The sequence below is a fragment of the Cupriavidus sp. 10L45 genome (assembly GCF_056395225.1).
Genome location: NZ_JBFTJC010000018.1, coordinates 18,096 through 31,628, shown reverse-complemented (window position 1 = coordinate 31,628; position 13,533 = coordinate 18,096). Strand labels below are relative to the sequence as shown.

Genomic DNA, 13,533 nt, shown 5'->3' with positions numbered 1-13,533 from the left:
GTACGAGACAAATTTTGCAGATGCGCCCTTATAAACAGAACGAATCTTTACGAATTTCTTTAATCGTTTTAAATATAAGGGACGGTCGGACTGACCTCGGCGGAGGCCTCCCAGGTGTCTGACCCGTCACCTGAAGCCGAAATTCGTCCATCGGACTCAATTCTTTGCAGCAAAGTGGCGAGTAAGGCCTGCCCTTCTGGCCACTCGTCCAACCCCGAATCGGCATTGATATGACCGAGATGACCGGCATCGACCAGCTCGCTGCCCCACAGCGTGCCCCAGCAGAAGGCGGTGCGCTGGTGCATCCATGGATCGTTGCGGCTGGCGACGAGAATCGTCGGAAACGGCAGCCGGGAGGTCGGTAGCAGCGAGGCCACGCCGAATTTGTCCGGGTCGGCCGGGGCCACCAGCAGCACGCCCGCCACGCCGGCCGGGTCCAGCACCGCCTGGCGCAGCGTGGCCAGGCACCCGAAACTGTGCGCGACGAGTACCGCCCCGCGCGGCGCCACGCGCTGGGCGCGCGAGATGCCTTCCGAGACCCGTTCCGCCCAGAGCGGCAGGCTGGGGCGCCCCCAATCATGCTGATCGATGCGCTGCCAATCCGGAAACTTCGCTTCCCAACGGCTCTGCCAGTGGGCCGGCCCGCTGCCGTGGAGCCCGGGCACGGTCAGGATCTGCAAGCCGCGCGGCACCGCCAGGCGCGGCGCGGCCTTGCTATCCGGCAACAACGCAGACAACGAAGCGATCGATGCAGTCATGCGGGCTCCCTTGGCGCGGCAGTCGATGAATGTTCCGTTGCATGCAAGTGACGTGCCGACACCGGCTCCCCGGCCACAGCCACGCCCTGCCCCAGCGCGATGCCCGCGTCCTGCAGCCGCGCCACGGCCACGTCGTCCTGCAGCCGGCGGCCGATCAGCGTCACGCCGGCGGTATCGGCGCTCGCACGGAGGCCGGATAGCTGGCGGTCGGTCCAGGTGCGGCGCATGTCGAGCTTGAGCCAGTCCGGCAGCGCGTGCGCCATCAGCGCACCGGCCTCGGCCGGGTCCGATGCCTGCAGGCTCACCTTGAAGCCGTTGCGCCGGTAGTTGCCCACCACGTGCAGCAGCAGCGGCAGGTCGTCATTGGCGCTAGCCGGCACCTGGATCACGAAACGGTCGATCGGCAGCCCCAAGGACTCCAGCGCGCGCCGGAACGCCGCGCCGTGGTCGTCCGCCACGGCGGCCAGCAGCCGATTGTGAACATTCAAGACAAGCTGATGGGAACCATCGGCCGCGAAGTAGTTGATGGCGTGCACCAGCCGCGACAGGCGGTCCAGCGAGACCAGCGAGGCGTCGTCCGCCGCCATCGCGAACAGCTTCCACGCCGCCAGCCCCACGCCGTCCTCGGCATAGGTGCGGATGGAGCCCTCATGGGCCACCACCTCGCGCGCCGCCAGCGTCACCAGCGGCTCGAACGCGCTGGTCAGCGAGCAGTTGAAGTACTGGCCCTGCACCTGCCCGCGCGCATCGCGCCACAGCTCGCGCCCCGGCACCGGCTCACGCGGCAGGGTGTCGAGATAGGTGGCCAGCGGGCTGGCCGACGAAGACAGGGCTTGCGTCGAAAGGGTCATGGCAGCTCCGCCGGCAACGCCGGTGTGTGGATGGCCTGATGGATCATGATAGAAGCTCCTCCGCCAACGGGGCATGAAGATTCTGCGAGGTTTGTGGGTCGGCGGGCGTGTCCGCGGCCGGCTCTGCCTTCCGCATCACGCGGTCGAGCACCGCCGCCTCCAGTTCCGCAAACGCCGCCGCGCCGCGTTGGCGGGGCCGGGGCAGGTCCACGCGCTGGTCCAGCGCGATGCGGCCGTCCTCGATCAGCACCACGCGGTCGGCCAGCGCAATCGCCTCGGACACATCGTGCGTAACCAGCAGTGCCGTGAAGCCGAGCCGGCGCCACAGCGATTCGATCAGCCCCTGCATCTCGATGCGCGTCAGCGCGTCCAGCGCGCCGAGCGGCTCATCGAGCAACAGCAGGCGCGGATGGTGGACCAGCGCCCGCGCCAGTGCCACGCGCTGCCGCTGGCCGCCGGAGAGCCGCGCGGGCCATTCGCCGGCACGCTCGGCCAGCCCCACCTGGGCCAGCACGTTGGCCGCGTCGTCGCGGCGCGTGCGCGGCAGGCCCAGCGCCACGTTGTCCAGCACGCGCTTCCACGGCAGCAGGCGCGCGTCCTGGAACATCACGCGGATGTCCTCGCGCACCGCCTTGCCTGCCTTGGCTTCGCTGGTGTCGATGGTGACGGCGCCGCCATCGGCCGCCTCCAGCCCCGCCACCAGCCGCAGCAGCGTGCTCTTGCCGCAGCCGCTACGTCCGACGATGGCCACGAACTCGCCCGGCTGCACCTGCAGGTCGATGCCGTGCAGCACCTCCCGCCCGTTGTAGCGCTTGACCACCTGCTCCACGCGCAGGGACACCCCCCCTGAAGGTCGGGTATCGCGCGTCACCGGCCGCGTCGGGGCGCGGGCGGCCAGCCCTGCGTCGAGGTAGGCCAGCGCCGCTTGTTCCACCGGATGGGTATGCATCGTCGACTCCTTGTTCGTTGTCATGCCGCGTTCAGGCGGACTGGTAGCCCGGATGCCAGCGCAGCCAGAAGCGCTCCAGCGCGCGCGACAGCACGTCCGCCAGCTTGCCAAGCAGCGCGTAGAGCAGGATGCCCACCAGCACCACATCGGTCTGCAGGAACTCGCGCGCGTTCATCGTCATATAGCCGATACCTGACTGCGCAGAGATCGTCTCGGCAACGATCAGAATCACCCACATCAGGCCGAGCGAGAACCGCACGCCCACCAGGATGTTCGGCAGCGCGCCGGGCAGGATCACCTCGCGGTACAGCCGCCAGCCGGACAAGCCGTAGCTGCGCGCCATCTCCACCAGCCCCGGGTCCACCGCGCGAATGCCGTGGTAGGTATTCAGGTAGACCGGGAAGAACACACCCAGCGCCACCAGGAACAGCTTGGCGGTCTCGTCGATGCCAAACCAGAGGATCACCAGCGGAATCAGCGCCAGCGTGGGGATGTTGCGCACCATCTGGAGCGTGCTGTCGAGCAGCGTGGCGGCGGTGCGGAAGGTGCCGGTCAGCAGCCCGAGCACGAGGCCCAGCCCGCCACCCACCGCCAGCCCGACCACCGCGCGCCAGGTGCTGACCCAGACATGGCGCCACAGCTCACCGGAGGCGGCCAGCGACCACGCGGCCTCCACCACGGCCAGCGGCGCCGGCAGCACGCGGTTGGACAGCCACCCCAGTTGCGAGGACGCCTGCCACACGCCAATCAGCAGCACCGGCACGATCCACGGGGCGATGGCCTGCGCGTTGAGGGTCGGCACGGAAATGCGTTTCGATTGAGACATCTTGAGACCCTCCCCCGCGCTAGCTCTGCGACGCACGCGGCACGATGCCGGTGGCCATCACTTCGCCGAACGGCCCGGACAGCACCTGTCCCGGCAGCTTCTCCCGCACGGTGCGCGGCAGCAGCGGGAAAACCAGCTCGGCGAAGCGGTACGCTTCTTCGAGGTGCGGGTAGCCGGACAGCACGAAGGTGTCGATGCCCAGCGCCGCGTATTCCTCGATACGCGCCGCCACGGTCTGCGGATCGCCGACCAGCGCCGTGCCGGCACCGCCGCGCACCAGCCCCACGCCGGCCCACAGGTTAGGACTGATCTCAAGCGCCTCGCGGGTGCGCTTGGCCCCGCCCGCGTGGAGCGCGGCCATGCGGCGCTGCCCTTCCGAATCCATCTTGGCGAAGACAGCCTGCGCGCGCGCCACGGTCTCATCGTCGAGCCGGCTGATCAGGTCCTCGGCGGCGGCCCAGGCGGCATCGTCGGTCTCGCGCACGATCACATGCAGGCGGATGCCGAACTTGACCGTGCGGCCATGCTTCGCCGCGCGGGCGCGCACATCGGCCAGCTTCTTCGCCACGTCTGCCGGCGGCTCACCCCAGGTCAGGTAGGTATCGACCTGCTCGCCCGCCAGTTCGTGCGCGGCCTCGGACGACCCGCCGAAGTACACCGGCGGATGCGGGCGCTGCACCGGCGGGTACAGCACCCGGGCGCCCTTCACGGTCAGATGCTTGCCGCTGAAGTCGATCTGCCCGCTGTCATGGCTGGCGGCCAGCACGTCGCGCCAGATGCGGATGAACTCCGCCGAGGCTTCGTAGCGCGCCGCATGGTCGAGGAACACACCATCGCCTTCCAGCTCCGCCACATCACCGCCGGTGACCAGATTCACGAGCAGCCGCCCGCCAGAAAGTCGGTCGAACGTGGCCGCCATGCGCGCGGCCAGCGTCGGCGTCATCAGGCCAGGCCGCACGGCCACCAGGAACTTGAGCTGGCGCGTCACGGCGGACAACGCCGACGCCGCCACCCACGGGTCTTCGCACGAGCGGCCGGTGGGAATCAGCACGCCTTCGTAACCGAGCGTATCGGCGGCGACGGCAATCTGCTTCAGATAGTCGAAGCTGACCTCGCGCGCGCCTTCGGACGTGCCCAGGTAGCGGCTGTCGCCATGGGTGGGGATGAACCAGAACAGTTGCATGTCGGGCCTCGTGATTTATCTAGATAGGGGGACCAGGGATCAGCGTTGTGCCTGCTGGGTCGACGCCTTGCCGGCCGGCGGCGTCCAGGCGGCATCGGCCACCTGGATCGGCTTGGGAATCAGCTTGAGCGTGTGGAAGGCATCGGCAATGCGCTGCTGCTCGGCCAGCACAGCGGGCGTGACCGGCTTCGCGCCATAGGAAAATCGGGAAACGGCGAGGTCTAGCACGGTGGCGTCGAGGCCGGTTTCCTTCACCAGCACCGCGCTGGCGTCCTTCGGATGCTTCTCGGCCCACTGGCCCAGTTGCGCGAGTTCGTCGAGGATGGTGCTCACCACGTCCGGCTTGGCCTGCGCGTAGGGGCGCGAGGCCAGGTAGAACTGGTGATTGCTGACCACGTTCTTGCCATCCGCGCTGCGTCCGTCGATCAGCACGCGCGCGCCCAGCTGCTTCTCGGCGGCGGCCAGGAACGGGTCCCAGATCACCCAGGCGTCCACGGCGCCGCGCTCGAAGGCAGCCCGGGCATCGGCGGGCGGCAGGTAGACCGGCTGGATCTCGCTGTAGGCCACGCCGGCCGCCTCCAACTGCTTCACCAGCAGGTAGTGCACGTTCGAGCCCTTGTTCAGCGCCACGCGCTTGCCGCGCAGGTCCGCCACGGACTTCAGCGCGGAGCCCTTCGGCACCACGATGGCCTCGGCGGTCGGCGCGGGCGGCTCATTGCCGATGTAGGCCAGTTGCGCGCCGGCGGCCTGGGCAAAGATCGGCGGGGCTTCGCCCACGGTGCCGAAATCGACGGCGCCCACGTTGAGCCCCTCCAGCAGCTGCGGGCCAGCCGGGAACTCGGTCCACTTGACCGTAATGCCCTGCGGCGCAAGACGTTTCTCAAGCGTGCCGCGCGCCTTGAGCAGCGTCAGCGTGCCGTACTTCTGGTAGCCGATGCGCAGCAGCTTCGGGTTCACAGTCTGCGACTGGGCCTGTACCGGGGCGGCCAGCAGCCCGTAGGCCAGGCCGGTGGCGAGTACCAGCGCGCCCGTCAGCAGGCGGCGGCGTTTGAAAAGGGAGCGAGCGATGGGCGATGTCATGCGAGTTGTCCTAAATCTGTCTGAAAGTGGAATCGGATAGCAACCGGCGACAGGCCTCCCTGCCGGCTGTCGAACAGCGGCATCGGGCACGTGGTCTTCCGGGAATGCGGCGCGCGTCAGGCGCGGCGCGGGGGATTCAGGTCAGGCGGGACATCGCCGGCGGGCGATGCGGAACAGGCTGGCGGACATCGGGCGCTCCTTGTTGGGTCTTCCTGATGGGTCTTCCGGATGGGCCGGGGCGGCGCACGCGATGGCGCCACCCCGTGACGGATTTACTTCCGGCCCGGCTGGTAGACCTGGTCGAACGACCCGCCATCGGCGAAGTGCGTCTTCTGGGCCTTCTGCCAGCCGCCAAATACCTCGTCGATCGTGAACAGCTTCACCTTCGGGAAGTTGGCCGCGTACTTGGCCGCCACCTTCTCGGAAATCGGCCGGTAGTAGTTCTTGGCGGCGATTTCCTGGCCCTCGTCGGTGTAGAGGAACTGGAGGTAGGCTTCGGCCGCCTTGCGGGTGCCCTTCTTGTCCACCACCTTGTCCACCACCGCCACGGGCGGCTCGGCCAGGATCGAGACCGACGGGGCGACGATATCGAACTTGTCCGGACCCAGTTCCTTGATGGCCAGGATGGCCTCGTTCTCCCAGGCGATCAGCACGTCGCCCAGGCCGCGTTCCACGAAGGTGGTGGTGGCACCGCGCGCGCCGGAATCGAGCACCGGCACGTTCTTGAGCAGCGCCGAGACGAAATCGCGGGCCTTGGCGTCATTGCCGCCCGGCTGGCGCAGCGCATAGCCCCACGCGGCCAGGTAGTTCCAGCGCGCGCCGCCCGAGGTCTTCGGGTTCGGGGTGATCACCTGCACGCCCGGCTTGATCAGATCGCCCCAGTCCTTGATCTGCTTGGGATTGCCCTTGCGGACCAGGAACACGATGGTCGAGGTGTACGGCGAGGCGTTGTGGGGGAGGCGCTTCTGCCAGTCCGGCTTGATCCAGCCCTTTTCGGCGATGGCGTCGATGTCGTAGCCGAGCGCCAGCGTGACCACGTCGGCGTCCAGCCCGTCGATCACGGAGCGGGCCTGCTTGCCCGAACCGCCGTGCGACTGGCGAATCGTCACGGCATCGCCACCCTGCGCCTTCCAGGCCTTGGCGAAGGCCGCGTTCACATCCACGTACAGCTCGCGCGTGGGGTCATACGATACGTTCAGCAGATTGGTGGCCGAGGCGGTCTGGGCGGCGCCGAGCGCGGAAAGTACGGCGAGGCCGATGGCCAGCTTGCGAATCATCTTGTCTTGCTCCCGTCTAGTGTCGTGAATGGCGTGGAAACCGGCCCGGATGGCTTCCGGGCTTCTGTCAGGGTTAGAGACTACCGACGGGGTCTTCTGAACGGAACGAATGGTTTCGCCGATCCAAGCACGAAATCCGCATAAGAACGGGCAGCAATATGCACATTCCACACCCGTACTGCCGGGGCGGCGCCCAAAAAAGAAAGCCCGCGAAGCCGGAGAAGCATCGCGGGCCAAGTTTCCATTTCCGGAAACGGGTAGACAAGTCATGAAGAGCGCCCCCGCATCTCCATGACGGATGCCATCGTAACGACCGAGCCCTCGAATCACCTTGACTCAGATCAAGCGTCGGCAAAGCCGACGGCGCTGCCCGACTTCGCCCGGTCGTCCGTACCGTCGTTTTCAAAGATCTGGCTATTCAGGACCAAGCCCCCAACCTCCATTATTGGTGACATGCGGGAAGCCTTGGACGCCTAGCAAAAGTCTGAAGACTGCTCAGCCTCATTTGACTACGGTAGGAAGCGAAGATTATGAAAACGTCACGGAAAAGCACCAATAACATCAAGTCCACCACGGCATTGCTGGCGATCAGCGCGTCCATCCTGAGCGCCGAAGATTCACGGGCCGGCTCGCTGGATGGCGGCAGGGCGACCGGCTCCAATGGCGCAATTGCTATTGGCAACCAGGCCCATGCCTCCGGCACGAGCGCCGTTGCGCTCGGCAATGGCGCCACGGCCTCCCACCACTCCGCCACAGCGATTGGCGTAGACGCCAAGGCTACCGCCCTCATGAGCACAGCCCTGGGCCCCAAAGCCCATGCCGCCGGTGTCTTCTCCACCGCGCTTGGCTTGAACTCCATCGCCAGCGGCATGAACTCCGTCGCGCTCGGTGCCGGGTCCACCGCTACGGATCTCAATACGGTAGCCGTCGGCAGTGCAACTACCCGTCGCACGATCACCCACATGGCGGCTGGCCGAGGGGATACCGACGCCGCCAACGTGGGCCAATTGCGCGGGATTGCGGCGGGTCTGGGCGGTGGCGCCTCGGTCAGCGCCGATGGCACCGTCTCCGCGCCGACCTATACCGTCGGCGGCACCACCGTCAACAGCGTGGGCAACGCCATTACCAGTCTCGATGGCCACATCGCCACGGTCGATGGCCGCGTCAGCACGGTCGATAACCGGGTCACCACCGTCGATGGGCGCGTCAGCACGGTCGATGGCCGGGTCACCACCGTCAATGACCGCGTCACCACGGTCGATAACCGGGTTGCCGCAGTCGATGGCCGCGTCAGCACGCTCGATGACCGGGTCACCGCAGTCGATGGCCGGGTCAGCACCGTCAATGACCGCGTCAGCACCGTCAATGACCGCGTCACCACGGTCGATAACCGGGTTGCCGCAGTCGATGGCCGCGTCACGACGGTCGATAACCGTGTGACCAACGTCGAAGGCTCGGTGGCCCAGGTCACCAACCGGATCAACCGGGGCGCAGTCGGGCTGGTCAGGCAGGACGGCGCGGCGGGCGACGTCAACGTGGCCGCCACCCAAGGCGGCACGGTGATGAACGTGGCCGGCACGGACGGCGCGCGCCTGCTCACCGGCGTGGCCGACGGTGTGATTGGCGCGGGCAGCACGGATGCCATCAACGGCAGCCAGATCCACAGCCTGGCGGAGCGGCTGGCGAAGACCGGAGGCGTTGGCGTGTACTTCCAGGCGGTGGGCCGGTACGGCGGCAGCGCCGAGGCCGCCAGCGTCCGGCCGGATAGCGGCGGCATGGCAGCCGGCAGCGCCGCCGAGGCCAGCGGCGACGGCGCCGTGGCCCTGGGCGCCGACGCCCGGGCCCTCGGCGACAACAGCGTGGCACTGGGCGCCGGCTCGGTTGCGGACCGTGCGGACACCGTCTCGGTGGGCGCCGCCGATGCCGAACGCCAGATCGCGAACGTGGCGGCCGGCACCGAGGACACCGACGCGGTCAACCTCGGCCAGATGCGCAACCACACGGGCCAGAGCAACAGCCAGACGTTGATCCAGGCCAATACCTACGCCAGCCGGCTGGTCGGCGCGGTGCGCCGCGACGCCCACGCCGGCACCGCGTCGGCCATGGCGATGGCAGGCCTGCCGCAGTCGGTCCGGCCGGGCAAAGGCATGGCGTCGATGGGTGCCTCCGGGTACAGCGGGGAATCCGCGATCGCGCTGGGCGTCTCCAAGATGTCGAGCAGCGGGAAGTGGGTCTATAAGGCCATCGTGTCCTCCAACACGCGCGGCAACTATGGCTCGACGGTCTCCGCCGGCTTCCACTGGTAAGCCACGACAGCGGGCGCCACGCCAGCAAAGCCCGTCTCCTCCCGGAGGCGGGCTTTTTTCATGCGCCCCGGCACGGGAAAACCGCAGTGGCCGGCGCCCCCGGATCGGCGGACAATCGATGGCTCCCCATCGCCAGTCCCCACGCCGCCCATCGTGACGTCCCCCCTGCCCTTGCGCAGCCCCCGGCTGCATTTCGATCTCACGACGGTCCAGCTTTTCATCGCCGTGGCCGAACTCGGCGGCATCACGCGCGGCGCGGAGCGCCTGCACCTGGCCCCGGCCGCGGCCTCGCGCCGCGTGCTCGAACTGGAGGCCCAACTGGGCGTGGCCCTGTTCGAACGCCTGCCTCACGGCATGGCGCTGACCGAAGCCGGCCGCGCGCTGCTGGCCCACGCGCGCGGCATCACCCACACCGTGCAGCGCATGCAGGACGACGCCGCCTCCTTTATCGGCGGCGACCTGGGCGTGGTGCGCATTGCCGCGCCGAAGTCCGCCGTGATCCAGTTCCTGCCGTTCGATATCCAGCGCTGCGCCTCGGCTTGCCCCGGCGTGCGCATCGACCTCCAGGAAATGAACAGCCTCGAGGTGCAGCAGTCCCTGCGGCGCGGCACCGTGGACATCGGCATCTACGAAGGCAGCCTGGGTATGATCGATCTGCCGACCGCACCCTACCGCCATGACCGGCTGGTGCTGGTGGTGGCGCGCGACCATGCGCTGGCCGGGCACGCCCAGGTGACCTCGGACGATGTGCTCGACTGCGACCTGATCGTGCTGGGCGAAGGCTCGGCCATCTCGGTCGGACTGGAACGGCTTGCCGAGGAAGCCGGCCGGGTGCTGCGCATGCGCATGCGCGTGGGCGGCTTCGACAGCATCGCCGCGCTGGTGGCGCAGAACCTGGGCTGCGGCGTGATGCCGGAGGCCGTCGCGGCCGAGGTGGCGGGCGGCAGCCGCTTCGTGCGCCTGCCCATCGACGCCCCCTGGGCGGAGCGGCAGTTCGTGCTGTGCCATCGCCCGGCGGACGCGCTGTCCTCGGCGGCGCTGGGCGTGCTCAAGGTGCTTGCGCAAAACGCGTAACCAGAATCCCCCAAATAGCGATAGCCCGCGCCGGGCGCATTGCGGATGATGGCTCCATAACGATTAAGGATGGAGACAGACAATGCAGCGCAGACAATTCCTACTTGGAGCCGTGGCCGGACTGGCCGTGCCGGGCCTGATGCCCAGCCTGGCGCGGGCGGCCGATGTGGCCGGCCCGGTGCGCATCGTCGTGGGCTTCGCCCCGGGCGGCGGTACCGACGTGCTGGCGCGGGTCATCGGCCAGAAGCTGGGGATGATGTGGAACACCACCGTGCTGGTGGAGAACAAACCCGGCGCCACCGGGGCCATTGCCGCTGCATATGTGGCGAAACAGCCACCTGACGGCACCACGTTGCTGATGGCGCACGTCAACAGCCATGCCATCGCCCCGGCGCTGCTCGACGTCAAGTACGACCCGCGCGCCGACTTCACGCCGATTTCTATGGTCGGCGTCACCCCCAACATGCTGACCTGCCGGCCCGAGCAGAAGGTGCGCACGGTGAAGGATATCGTCGCGCTGTGCCGGCAGAAGCCGGGCCAGATCTCGTTCGGCTCGTCCGGCATCGGTTCGGCCCAGCATCTGGCGCTGGAAATGTTCCGGCTGCAGGCCAAGCTCGATGTGGTGCATGTGCCCTACAAAGGCTCCGGCCCGCTCGTGGCGGACCTGATCGGCGGCCAGATCGACTACGCGTTCGACACCATGACCGCCGCCACGCCCTTCATCCAGCAGGGCAAGGTCATCGCCATCGCCCAGACCCGGCTCAAGCGCGCGGCCAGCCATCCCAATGTGCCGACGCTGGCGGAGTCCGGCTTTCCCGGGCTGGACGCGGCGTCTTGGTACGGCCTGGTCGGGCCGAAGGGGATGTCCCCGGCGCTGGTGCAGCGCATGAACGACGACGTCAACCGCGTGCTGCTCATGCCCGACGTGGCCGAGCGGCTCAAGAGCTTCGGCGCCGAAGATTCCGGCGGCTCGAGCCAGCAGTTCGGCGCCTTTATCGCGTCCGAGTCCACCAAGTGGGCCAAGGTCGTGAAGGACGCCGGCGTGAAAGCCGAAAGCTGATGGCTGCGAGACGGCGCGCCCGCGCGCGCCACCCTCGCCCCCCTCTCCACGAATTCAGGATTCACCCGATGACAGATCTCAGCCAATCCGGCGCCCCGGCGCCTGCCACCCCCCTGCCGCTGGCCGGCGTGCGTGTGCTCGACGTGAGCCAGGTCATGGCCGGCCCCTACGCCTGCATGCTGCTGGCCGATCTCGGCGCCGACGTGATCAAGATCGAGCCGCCCGACGGCGGCGACCAGACGCGCGGCGCCATGGGTTTCAAGATGAAGGGGCCGGACAGCATGGGCTTCCTTAACATGAACCGGAACAAGCGCAGCGTCACGCTGGACCTCAAGACCGATTCCGGCCGCGAGGTGCTCTACCGGCTGGCGGAAACCGCCGACATCCTGGTCGAGAACTACCGGCCCGGCGTGATGAAGCGGCTTGGCATCGACTATGAGACGCTGGCCAAGATCAATCCGAAGCTGGTGTACGTGAGCATTTCGGGCTTCGGCCAGAGCGGGCCGTGGGCCAACCGGCCCGGCTTCGACCTGATGGCGCAGGCCATGTCGGGCGTGATGAGCGTGACCGGCTACCCCGGCGGCGCGCCCGTGAAGGCTGGCGTGCCGGTCGCCGATATCGGCTGTGCGCTGTTCGCCACTTACGGCATGCTCGCGGCCTATATCGGCGCCAAGCAGACGGGCAAGGGGCAGTACGTGGATGCGTCGCTGTTCGACTCCGCGCTGGCGTTCTCGGTGTGGGACACCTGCGAGTACTGGGGCACGGGGCGCGAGCCCGAGCCGCTGGGCACGGCCAACCGCATGAGCGCGCCCTACCAGGCCATGAAGGCCGCCGACGGCTACTTCGTGATGGGCGCCACCAACCAGAAGCTGTGGCAGTTGCTGTGCCAGACGCTGGATCGGCATGACCTGCTCAAGGACGAGCGCTTCGCCAGCGTGTCGCTGCGGCTGGCCAACCGGCCGGCGCTGATCGCCGAGCTGGAGCAGAGCTTCGCCAAGGCGAGTTGCGATGAATGGATCGAGCGGCTGCTCGCCGTGGGCATCCCGGCCGGGCCGATCCTGACCTACCCGCAGGCGTTCGACAGCGAGCACGGCAAGCATCGCCAGATGCGCATCGAGATCGACCATCCGATCGAGGGCAAGGTGCCCAATATCGGCTTCGCGGTAAAGATGGGCGGCACGCCCCAGCAGGTGCGGCGCCCGCCGCCGCTGCTGGGCCAGCACACCAAGGAAATCCTGGCCGAACTGGGCCTCTCGCAGGACGAACAGCAGTCGCTGGCGACGGCCGGCGCGTTCGGATCATGAGCGCCCCGCTGCCGTCCCCGGACGGGCAGGTCACGCTGACGATGGCAGGCGGCATCGCCACGCTCACCTTCGACCGCCCCGCCGCGCGCAACGCGATGACCTGGGCGATGTACGAGCAACTGGCCGGGCATTGCCGCACGCTGGCCGCGCAAGGCACGGCCGGCGCGCGCGTGGTGGTGATGCGCGGCGCGGGCGGCGAGGCCTTCGTGGCCGGCACCGACATCGCCCAGTTCCAGCAGTTTTCCAGTGGCGACGATGGCGTGGATTACGAGTCACGCATCGACGAAGGCATCCAGCTGGTCGAGCAGCTGCCGATGCCTACCGTGGCAGTTGTCGAAGGCTGGGCGGTAGGCGGCGGGCTCGCCATCGCCACGGCTTGCGACTTCCGCCTCGGCACGCCCAAGGCCCGCTTCGGCGTGCCGATCGCCCGCACGCTGGGCAACACGCTGTCGGCACTGAACCTCACCCGGCTGCGCGCCGCGTGGGGCCTGCAACCGGTGCGCCGCATGCTGCTGCTGGCCCAGATCCTCGACGCGGACGCCGCCTTGGCCTGCGGCTTCCTCGAAGGCGTGCACGCGCCCGACGCCCTGGAGGCCGAAGTCGCCGCCCTCTGCGACCGCCTCGGCGCCCTGGCCCCGGTCACCCAGACCGTGGTCAAGGAAGCCCTCCGCCGCCAGACCGTAGCCGCCGTGGCGGACACCGACGACCTCGTCCGGCAATGCTATGGCAGCGAGGACTTCCGGGAAGGGGTGGATGCGTTCGTGGCCAAGCGGTCGCCGGTGTGGCGGGGAAGCTGACTCCAGGCGGGAAGACTTGCGGACAAGACCATATTTGGTCTATATTTGGACCCCATCCACCATGGACC

At 68.2% G+C, this 13,533-nt stretch carries 12 protein-coding genes; 5 read left to right on the top strand and 7 right to left on the bottom strand.

Features of this window, described 5'->3' with window-relative positions:
- Positions 1 to 68 precede the first annotated feature (68 nt).
- The 7 genes from AC1DFU_RS25825 to AC1DFU_RS25795 form a co-directional block, all read right to left on the bottom strand.
- Positions 69 to 758, bottom strand: coding sequence for an RBBP9/YdeN family alpha/beta hydrolase (locus AC1DFU_RS25825; protein WP_441593586.1), 690 nt, complete (start codon positions 756 to 758; stop codon positions 69 to 71).
- Positions 755 to 1,609, bottom strand: a complete 855-nt coding sequence (locus AC1DFU_RS25820; RefSeq protein ID WP_092289396.1) for an EAL domain-containing protein — start codon at positions 1,607 to 1,609, stop codon at positions 755 to 757. The genes AC1DFU_RS25825 and AC1DFU_RS25820 overlap by 4 nt, the downstream gene beginning before the upstream one ends.
- A 43-nt stretch (positions 1,610 to 1,652) precedes the next feature.
- Entirely contained in the window at positions 1,653 to 2,558 is a 906-nt protein-coding gene (locus AC1DFU_RS25815) for an ATP-binding cassette domain-containing protein (RefSeq protein ID WP_454757469.1), read from the bottom strand.
- Between the two features lie 31 nt (positions 2,559 to 2,589).
- Complete coding sequence (gene ssuC, locus AC1DFU_RS25810) at positions 2,590 to 3,384, bottom strand: aliphatic sulfonate ABC transporter permease SsuC (protein WP_092289399.1); 795 nt, start codon at positions 3,382 to 3,384, stop codon at positions 2,590 to 2,592.
- 19 nt (positions 3,385 to 3,403) lie between these two features.
- Entirely contained in the window at positions 3,404 to 4,567 is a 1,164-nt protein-coding gene (gene ssuD / locus AC1DFU_RS25805) for an FMNH2-dependent alkanesulfonate monooxygenase (protein WP_092289401.1), read from the bottom strand.
- A 39-nt stretch (positions 4,568 to 4,606) separates the two neighbouring features.
- The gene (locus tag AC1DFU_RS25800; RefSeq protein ID WP_092289402.1) at positions 4,607 to 5,647 is read right to left on the bottom strand and encodes a sulfonate ABC transporter substrate-binding protein; all 1,041 of its coding nucleotides are present in this window, start codon (positions 5,645 to 5,647) and stop codon (positions 4,607 to 4,609) included.
- 272 nt (positions 5,648 to 5,919) lie between these two features.
- On the bottom strand, positions 5,920 to 6,924 hold the full coding sequence (locus AC1DFU_RS25795) for a sulfate ABC transporter substrate-binding protein (protein WP_092289404.1): 1,005 nt from the start codon (positions 6,922 to 6,924) through the stop codon (positions 5,920 to 5,922).
- A 530-nt stretch (positions 6,925 to 7,454) separates the two neighbouring features.
- On the opposite strand from AC1DFU_RS25795, the gene AC1DFU_RS25790 reads away from it, so the two are divergent.
- The 5 genes from AC1DFU_RS25790 to AC1DFU_RS25770 all read left to right on the top strand — a co-directional run bounded on the left by AC1DFU_RS25790 (position 7,455) and on the right by AC1DFU_RS25770 (position 13,465).
- Complete coding sequence (locus tag AC1DFU_RS25790; protein WP_477140895.1) at positions 7,455 to 9,230, top strand: YadA family autotransporter adhesin; 1,776 nt, start codon at positions 7,455 to 7,457, stop codon at positions 9,228 to 9,230.
- A 153-nt stretch (positions 9,231 to 9,383) separates the two neighbouring features.
- Complete coding sequence (locus AC1DFU_RS25785) at positions 9,384 to 10,304, top strand: LysR family transcriptional regulator (RefSeq protein ID WP_441593584.1); 921 nt, start codon at positions 9,384 to 9,386, stop codon at positions 10,302 to 10,304.
- 82 nt (positions 10,305 to 10,386) lie between these two features.
- Positions 10,387 to 11,364 (top strand): Bug family tripartite tricarboxylate transporter substrate binding protein, encoded by a 978-nt coding sequence (locus tag AC1DFU_RS25780; RefSeq protein ID WP_092289410.1) that lies wholly within the window; start codon positions 10,387 to 10,389, stop codon positions 11,362 to 11,364.
- Positions 11,365 to 11,432: 68 nt separating this feature from the next.
- Positions 11,433 to 12,668, top strand: a complete 1,236-nt coding sequence (locus tag AC1DFU_RS25775) for a CaiB/BaiF CoA transferase family protein (protein WP_092289412.1) — start codon at positions 11,433 to 11,435, stop codon at positions 12,666 to 12,668.
- On the top strand, positions 12,665 to 13,465 hold the full coding sequence (locus tag AC1DFU_RS25770) for an enoyl-CoA hydratase/isomerase family protein (protein WP_092289414.1): 801 nt from the start codon (positions 12,665 to 12,667) through the stop codon (positions 13,463 to 13,465). The genes AC1DFU_RS25775 and AC1DFU_RS25770 overlap by 4 nt, the downstream gene beginning before the upstream one ends.
- Positions 13,466 to 13,533 lie beyond the last annotated feature (68 nt).

What these genes read in the sequence shown, in the direction of transcription:
- AC1DFU_RS25825 (WP_441593586.1), bottom strand. Translation starts at nt 758, where the DNA reads ATGACTGCATCGATCGCTTCGTTGTCTGCGTTGTTGCCGGATAGCAAG.
- AC1DFU_RS25820 (WP_092289396.1), bottom strand. Translation starts at nt 1,609, where the DNA reads ATGACCCTTTCGACGCAAGCCCTGTCTTCGTCGGCCAGCCCGCTGGCC.
- AC1DFU_RS25815 (WP_454757469.1), bottom strand. Translation starts at nt 2,558, where the DNA reads ATGCATACCCATCCGGTGGAACAAGCGGCGCTGGCCTACCTCGACGCA.
- ssuC (WP_092289399.1), bottom strand. Translation starts at nt 3,384, where the DNA reads ATGTCTCAATCGAAACGCATTTCCGTGCCGACCCTCAACGCGCAGGCC.
- ssuD (WP_092289401.1), bottom strand. Translation starts at nt 4,567, where the DNA reads ATGCAACTGTTCTGGTTCATCCCCACCCATGGCGACAGCCGCTACCTG.
- AC1DFU_RS25800 (WP_092289402.1), bottom strand. Translation starts at nt 5,647, where the DNA reads ATGACATCGCCCATCGCTCGCTCCCTTTTCAAACGCCGCCGCCTGCTG.
- AC1DFU_RS25795 (WP_092289404.1), bottom strand. Translation starts at nt 6,924, where the DNA reads ATGATTCGCAAGCTGGCCATCGGCCTCGCCGTACTTTCCGCGCTCGGC.
- AC1DFU_RS25790 (WP_477140895.1), top strand. Translation starts at nt 7,455, where the DNA reads ATGAAAACGTCACGGAAAAGCACCAATAACATCAAGTCCACCACGGCA.
- AC1DFU_RS25780 (WP_092289410.1), top strand. Translation starts at nt 10,387, where the DNA reads ATGCAGCGCAGACAATTCCTACTTGGAGCCGTGGCCGGACTGGCCGTG.
- AC1DFU_RS25775 (WP_092289412.1), top strand. Translation starts at nt 11,433, where the DNA reads ATGACAGATCTCAGCCAATCCGGCGCCCCGGCGCCTGCCACCCCCCTG.
- AC1DFU_RS25770 (WP_092289414.1), top strand. Translation starts at nt 12,665, where the DNA reads ATGAGCGCCCCGCTGCCGTCCCCGGACGGGCAGGTCACGCTGACGATG.